The following is a 7,099-nucleotide window of genomic DNA, read 5'->3' as shown; positions in this document are numbered from 1 at the left end:
TTCGTCAGGCGTGTGCCGGCGGATCAGCGCGCGGACCTGCGCTTCCTGCTCGGCCTCGAGAAACCGTCCCGTGCCAGGGGCCGGGCCGCGCGGCCCGCTGGCCAACCCCGCCCGGCCCTGCTCGGCGCAGCGGCGGCAGATGTCGAAGACGCCGGTGCGGGTCAGACCTACCTGCGCGGCAATGGCCTCATAGGTCAGCCCGCTCTCGCGCAGGCCGATCACCTGCCGCCGGCGCTCCTCTTGCGCAGCTGCTGGCAGCTTGCGCATATCCACATGCTTCATCCCGCCGACTTGGGGCAACTGACCGCGGATTTCAAGAGCACCCGAGCCGGATCAATATTATCCATAGGCTTTTGACACATGTGATGTATTCAAGGGCGTAGCGGCGGGCGCCGTCCCGGCAGTCGGCGGCGTCGGCGTTACCGCCCTTCAGTTTTTTGTAGTTGTAGAAGGGCGGTTCCCTTGCATTAGCCTTGGCAGTTTAATGGGGGCGGCTGACTAAGCAGCCGCTCCATTGTCTCTGTTCAAGAGGCGCCACTATCCGGTTCAGATCAGCCTGCTGTGTGTGCGCAGGTACTGCAAGTACGGGATCAGCTACCGCGATCTCGCCGAGATGATGCAAGAGCGTGGTGTCTACGTCGACCCGCCCACGATGTTCCGCTGGGTGCAGTGCTATGCGCCTGTGATCGAGAAGTCGGTCCGCCAGCATCAGGGGCACCGGTCCGGCTCGTGGAGCGTGGATGAAACTTATGTGCGGGTTGGAGGCGCTGGACGTATCGGTTCCGAGCGGTCGACAAACACAGTCCAAAGATTGATTTCATCCTGTCAGAGGGCCGGAACACCCGAGCGGCTTGGCGCTTTCTGCGCAAAGCTTGAGGACGATTAGAGACTATTCACCGTCATCCAGAACAGACGATAAACCGGCGTCCTATACCACGGCCACCCGGCGCCTGCAGCGGGGAGGCCTGCTGTAGAGGGATGTTGAACGCCGCACCTCAGAATATTTAACAACATCATCGAGGCGGGTCCCGGAGCGCTCAGGCATCTTATCCGGCGCGACGCGCGGCTTCCAGAGAATGAGAGCAGATTCTGCGACCCTTTAGGGCTTTGAGGTCATGCGCATGATCCGCCGCAGCCATTACGTCCAGACAGCCCGGCGTGACAGGCGAGATCCGTCTTGTGAACCAGCTATTCGGCCTTGCAGTGTGAGTGCCTCAATCAACTGGGTGCGTCTTGCAATTTCCAGGTTAATGCAAAAAAGCCCGTGAGATGCATGGTGTGCAGCAATCCATCGCGTGGATGTGTTCCATCGAAAGATTCAATTTTACGAACCTTCTGCAACGTTGCATAGACAGCAGCACCTGACGCGCACCGATCGCGCCACCGCCCTCGTCGCGTGACGGGTGCCCAATACGGACCTGACAACGGGGACTTTGCAAGCGCTCTGACGTGCGGTGGAGACTATGCCGGAATATGAGTTGCAACTGTTCAAATCTTTATAACCAAGTGCCTTAGTCAATCACTCGACCGGGATGAGGGGCAATTTTCGCGACGCGGCTCGGTTGAGGGATCGCGCCGCGTCAGCGTTGAACGCATGATAGGAAGAAACATGAGCGCAGATCAACTTACGAAGGAAATCATCGCCAAGATTGAGAATCACGTCGAGTCGGCCCACTGGGCGATTTCGGCCGCGGCTATATCGGGAAGCGGCGAGATAACGGCCGCCACAGAACTGACCTCACTCGGCTTCGATTCGCTGGGTTTGACTGACCTCATCATTGACCTGGAGCGGTCCTATGGCATCCAAATCGAGTTGGCCGCCGCCGAAGCTTCGTCGAATCTCAGAACTATCGGCGACATCGTGGAGACTGTCCGCGGCTTGCTCGCTAAGGAGGCCTAAATGGACAGACGTGTCGTCATTACCGGAATAGGGGGGCTGTGCGGGCTGGGCACCGACGCCGCCTCGATTTGGAGAGAGATGCGCGAAGGCCGCTCGGCCATCGGCCTGATCACCAATTCTGAGCTTTATGGGCTTAAAGTCAGGATTGGCGCCGAGATTAAGGCGCTGCCGGAGCACGACATCGACCCCAAGCAACTCGTCTCCATGGACCGTTTCAGCCTGCTCGCCGTGCTTGCCGCACGCGAAGCCATGGGTCAGGCCGGACTTTCCCCCGATGCCGAAAATGCTCATCGCTTCGGTACCGTTGTGGGCGTTTGCGTTTGTGGCTGGGAGGCGATCGAGCAAAACTACAGGGCCCTCCTTTTGGGTGGCGAGAGCCGTGCCGCCACCTTCACTGCACCCAAGGTGATGCCGAGCGCCGCCGCAGGCCAGGTCAGCATGAGCCTTGGTCTGCGTGGGCCGGTCTTCGGCGTCACCTCCGCATGTTCCTCGGCCAACCACGCGTTTGCTTCGGCGGTCGATCAGATCAGGCTCGGCCGAGCCGACGTGATGGTTGCCGGCGGCAGCGACGCGCCGCTCATTTGGGGGGTGTTGATGGCGTGGGAGGCGCTTCGGGTGCTTGCGCCGGATACCTGCCGGCCCTTCTCCGCCGACCGGCGGGGTGTGGTGCTGGGCGAGGGGGCGGGCATGGCCGTGCTGGAAAGTTACGAGCATGCCGCAGCCCGCGGTGCCCCGATCCTTGCCGAGATCGCCGGCATAGGCCTTTCCGCCGACGCCTACAACATCGTCGCGCCGACTGTCCAGGGACCGGAAAGCGCGATGCGCGCCTGCCTTGCTGATGCCGGGCTGAATGCGGACGCTGTCGACTACCTCAACGCGCATGGCAGCGGCACCAAGGCCAACGATCAAACCGAAACAGAAGCGATCAAGCGCGTCTTCGGCGACCATGCCTATACGATGTCCGTCTCTTCCACCAAATCCATGCACGCGCATTGCCTCGGCGCGTCGGGCGCGCTCGAACTGATCGCCTGCGTGATGGCGATCCGTGAGGGCGTCGTGCCTCCGACTGCCAATTATCGTGAGCCGGACACTGATTGCGATCTCGATGTCACACCTAATGTGCCACGCGAGCGCAAGGTGCGCGTGGCTCTGAGCAACGCGTTTGCCTTCGGCGGGACGAACGCAGTTCTAGCCATCAAACAAGCGTAGTCGGGAGACAGTCGGTTCACCGTCTGGGAGTTAATTGACCGCATAGTGTCGCCGGCTCTGATGGGGTGGAGGGCCCCCGATTGCCTCACATGAGAGTGTTCCGGTCGATGATTCATGCCTAGTCCTTCCCGATGAACGCTTCTGCAGTTTCTGTAGAAGTACGCATCTGAGGAAGGACGCATTGCGCTAGTGAGTGAGACTGTAGATGGTCTGTCTATATAGACGTCAGTATAGACAGTGCTTTAGCCATGGACATGATGGATGCTCGCCCGGGGCGCGTCAGCAGGATGGAGATCGTCGAGAGCGGTCGCCGGCGGCGGTTCACTGATGAGGCGAAGCTGGCGATTGTGGCGGAAAGCTATAGCGGCCTGCGCCAGGTCACCGCAACGGTGCAGCGCCATGGGATCACGCGCTGGCAGTTGAACGGGTGGCGCAGGGCCGCGCGGGAAGGAAGGCTCGTCAGCCGTTCGACCGACGGCTTTGTTCCGGAACTGATCGTTCCCGCGTCTCGTGGTGCAGTCGCGCAGCCTGCATCGGCTGCACCTGTGCAGCCTCTCACACCCGACCACGGTCGCATGGAAGTCATGAGCGCGAACGGGAGGCGTGTGATTGTGGACCGGGGTGTCGACGCCATCTTTTGTCGCAGGACACGGACATTGCTGCTTTGCCCGAGGAGGTCTTGCTTGGGATCTGTGATCGGCTCAATGAAGCCGCACGCAACTGCTTGGGCTATCGCATGCCCAAAGAGCTTCTGATGAGCTCGCCGGATGCGCGACTGCGGGAGCTGTGCATCCCTGACCAGCCCCGCCCTGGCAACTCCTGACCGACCACGGACCGATCACCCACCACTCGTCGCACTTCGGCTTGATTCCACACATTGCCAAACGGGCGCTATCCAGACATGACGATGCCGCCGGTGCCCTGCTCGGCTTGACCAGAGTCGCCGCTCCAGCTACGAGGCCAAGGTGGAGTAGGTCGCGCCGGCTTATTCCCGAGCGTCTCCCCATATCGGCAACATCGCTTGCTTGTAGATGATGATATGGCCGTTTCATGCAGTCACTCATCTGGCTTCCTCCTGTTTTGCTCGCAACCCCAGTTCCGATCTTCGGATCTACACCGGATCATCGCCGCTGCCTGGGTGATACAACGCTATGTTTGCTGGTTGATCCGGATCGCTTCATAGGCATGTTTGTTCACACTGCCACTTCGGGCCGCGGGCGAGATCCATCCGTGAACCGCGAAAAGCGAAACGGCGTGGGGTCCACAATCGGCGGATCTCCGGTGACGAGATCGGCGGCAAGCTGACCGGCTCCAGGACCGATCCCAAACCCATGCCCGGAAAAGCCAGTGGCGATCACGAAGTCCGAAATCCCGTCGACTTGAGAAATCACCGGTACGGCATCAGGCGTCACATCGATCATGCCTGCCCATTGCTGGGCAACCCTCGCCTTTTCAAACACTGGGAACACGGCTTTCATCGCTGCGAGAGCTTGATCGTTGAGGGTAGCCTCTGGCTCGGGATCGAGCACGCGCGCCTGCTCGTAGCGTGAGATTTGGTCGATGGGCTTCTTCTCCGCCATTGACCACTCGTCATAGAAGCGACGGCCGAGCCTCAGCTGGAGCGATTTCCACTCCATCCGCAATGTTGGAAGGAAGTCCCTAAAGAAAGCGAACGTATCTGGGACGATATCGGCGATATTAGCATTTACGCTCGCAATTGTGTACCCGCCGTCCAGGCGCTTGCGGTAGGCAACTTTCGGAAGCCTAGCAGCGCTTATTGGGCCGCCCTCCAGGGCTTCGGTGCGCAGGACAGATGAGCAGACCTTCAATTGTGGCAGTCTAATTCCAAGATCATGGCAAAACAATCGGGACCAGGCCCCACCTGCAAGGACGACAGCATTGCATGTGATTGGCCCCTTCTCTGTAACGACACGGGTGACTCGGCCGGCCGTGGTCTCGACGCCCCGCACTGCGCATTGGGTCAGGATTGTCGCGCCATCACGCCGCGCGGCTTGGGCGATGGCTGGCGCCGCTTTCTGCGGCTCAGCGCGCCCGTCGGATGCTGTATAAAGCGCTCCTTTGAAGCGCCTGTTTGCGCCAGGCATCAGGCTGCTGAGTTCCTCGGAGCCAATGAGGCGGGTATCCAGCTGATAGGGACGTACCAGTTCCAACCAAGCTTCTCTTTTGGCAGCATCTTCGTCGGTGTCGCAGACATAGAGGATCCCCGTTGTGCGGAAGCCAGTTTCAGCTCCAACAAGTTCGTTCATTCCCGTCCACAGGCGCATGCTTTCGATGATGAGAGGGATCTCTCGGGAATCCCTGCCCTGCTTGCGGACCCAGCCCCAATTGCGGCTCGACTGCTCACCTGCGATGTGCCCCTTTTCGCACAACACGACCGAGATGTTTTTCCGGGCTAGGAACAAGGCCGTATTTGTTCCGACGATGCCCCCACCGATGACTACGACATCAGCCTGAGCCGGAATTGCGTTATCGTATGTACCTGAATCGACCTTTGGTCCCATGCCCGTCTATCTCACTGTTTCGTTAGTGGGTTCGATCAGCGTGCGTTTTCCGCTGCGAACATGAATTGAGAGGAAAGAGACCGCTCATCAGTAGCTCTCCCCACGTTGAGGGCAGCGCAAGATCTATGCCTGTTTGTGCGCTAAGGTAGAACGAACAGCGAACCTGACGATCGGCTCTGCCGTTGGGCTATGCGGCGCGAGCCAAGGGCTTGGGTAGTCGCAAGGGTCGAAAGCCGTCTACAAGCACAGGCTGCTCGCCCCATGCGTAGGTGCCGGTGAGATTGATGTGCTCTCAACTCAGAGGCGACACGTGTTTGAGAACATTAGACTGGATCGTCCGTGCTTGGCGGCGGGGAAGGTCCGCGGCCCGTTTCATCTTGTGGGTCGCGTCGCCCTTGTGGAGACCAGCCTGACAACGCCGCCGCAGCGCAGAGTCGGAATACCACTCGATCATGAACAGCGTGCGCTCGAGGCGTCCGAGCTCGCGGAGGGCGCGGGCGAGCTGGCTGGGATTGCGAGAGGCTGCCAGCCGCTTGAGGGTTGCCGATGATGCCCCGATCGTGTCTTAATCGAGGCCGCCAGATGAAGCAGGTTTGTCCGGAAGAGACACAGCACCTTGGTCGTATCTTGGTGGGCCTCAACATACCGTTTCCTGCGCCGCATGTGGGCACGCGCGTAGAAGAAGTGGCCGATCAGCTTGTTGAGCATCGTGATCGCCGCGTCCGTCAGCGTCTGCTCGAGCGTAACGGCTTGGGCCACAAGGGTGACTCGTCTCGTGCGAGCGCCGAAGCCGGCAATCAACCACGCGCGCGTCACATCGCCTTCCCGTACAATCTGACCGAAGCAGCTGATGAGCTGGCTTGGGCTGGTGCCATCGGAACGGTCGAGCAGCACCCGCCGGCGGCGGGGTGGGCTTACCAGGAGCGGCAACGGGCATGCCCGCACGATGCTGATCGAGGCGGGCTGGTCCTACCGCTTGCCGGCGCGCGAGGCGGTCTGCTATCGCGCCCGGGTGGGAGGGTTGCCGGACGAGATCCGAGCGGTAGCCTGGCGGGCGCAGGTTCGGTTGTGCCAACGCCTCCGGCGCCTGATGGCCGCCGGCAAGCCGTTGCTCAAGGTAGCCACCGCGATTGCGCGCGAACTGGCCAGCTTCGTGTGGGACATTGCCCAGAGCGTCTCCATTGCACCTGTCACGCGAAATCAGGGAGCGTAAGCCGCTGCTGACGTGCCGGAATGACGGCCATATGAGCAAATAATCTGGAACAGATCTTGCACTGGTCCTGAGAGGGTCCCCGCACAAAAGGTCCTGACTTCGGCTAAGCCATTCTGCTTCTTTTCTGAAGCTAGGCGTTACTCTTCTACATTCTTCGGGTTACCCCGATATCTGAAGGCAGAGGTTGGCAAGACATGACTGAGGAAGAAATCGAAGCGGTTGCGAATGACCTCGCCAAAGTCGGCGGAGCCTCCT

Annotated in this window: 4 protein-coding genes and 4 pseudogenes; 5 read left to right on the top strand and 3 right to left on the bottom strand. The window is 60.4% G+C overall.

Features of this window, described 5'->3' with window-relative positions; genetic code table 11:
• Positions 1-282: helix-turn-helix domain-containing protein (locus tag NF876_RS31175; protein ID WP_262272106.1), on the bottom strand; the 282-nt coding region annotated here is incomplete at its 3' end.
• 495 nt (positions 283-777) lie between these two features.
• Between NF876_RS31175 and NF876_RS43600 the strand changes: the two are divergent.
• The 4 genes and pseudogenes from NF876_RS43600 to NF876_RS31160 all read left to right on the top strand — a co-directional run.
• Positions 778-876, top strand: a pseudogene (locus tag NF876_RS43600) (DDE-type integrase/transposase/recombinase); the annotation flags it as partial.
• Between the two features lie 733 nt (positions 877-1,609).
• On the top strand, positions 1,610-1,900 hold the full coding sequence (locus NF876_RS31170) for an acyl carrier protein (protein WP_210804973.1): 291 nt from the start codon (positions 1,610-1,612) through the stop codon (positions 1,898-1,900).
• Complete coding sequence (locus tag NF876_RS31165; protein WP_210804971.1) at positions 1,901-3,109, top strand: beta-ketoacyl-[acyl-carrier-protein] synthase family protein; 1,209 nt, start codon at positions 1,901-1,903, stop codon at positions 3,107-3,109.
• A 248-nt stretch (positions 3,110-3,357) separates the two neighbouring features.
• Positions 3,358-3,738, top strand: a pseudogene (locus NF876_RS31160) (transposase); the annotation flags it as partial.
• A gap of 564 nt (positions 3,739-4,302) precedes the next feature.
• On the opposite strand, the gene NF876_RS31155 reads toward NF876_RS31160, so the two are convergent.
• The gene (locus NF876_RS31155; protein WP_262272105.1) at positions 4,303-5,631 is read right to left on the bottom strand and encodes an NAD(P)/FAD-dependent oxidoreductase; all 1,329 of its coding nucleotides are present in this window, start codon (positions 5,629-5,631) and stop codon (positions 4,303-4,305) included.
• A 187-nt stretch (positions 5,632-5,818) separates the two neighbouring features.
• A pseudogene (locus tag NF876_RS43595) lies at positions 5,819-6,225 on the bottom strand (Tn3 family transposase); the annotation flags it as partial.
• A 244-nt stretch (positions 6,226-6,469) separates the two neighbouring features.
• Here NF876_RS43595 and NF876_RS31145 point away from each other — a divergent pair.
• A pseudogene (locus NF876_RS31145) lies at positions 6,470-6,844 on the top strand (transposase); the annotation flags it as partial.
• Positions 6,845-7,099: the final 255 nt, after the last annotated feature.

This window comes from Microvirga yunnanensis, from assembly GCF_025460875.1.
The sequence above is the reverse complement of the archived record's forward strand: the minus strand, read 5'-3'. Positions and strand labels throughout refer to the sequence as shown.

Coding starts and splice junctions, on each gene's coding strand:
- NF876_RS31170 (WP_210804973.1), top strand. CDS start 1,610: ATGAGCGCAGATCAACTTACGAAGGAAATCATCGCCAAGATTGAGAAT.
- NF876_RS31165 (WP_210804971.1), top strand. CDS start 1,901: ATGGACAGACGTGTCGTCATTACCGGAATAGGGGGGCTGTGCGGGCTG.
- NF876_RS31155 (WP_262272105.1), bottom strand. CDS start 5,631: ATGGGACCAAAGGTCGATTCAGGTACATACGATAACGCAATTCCGGCT.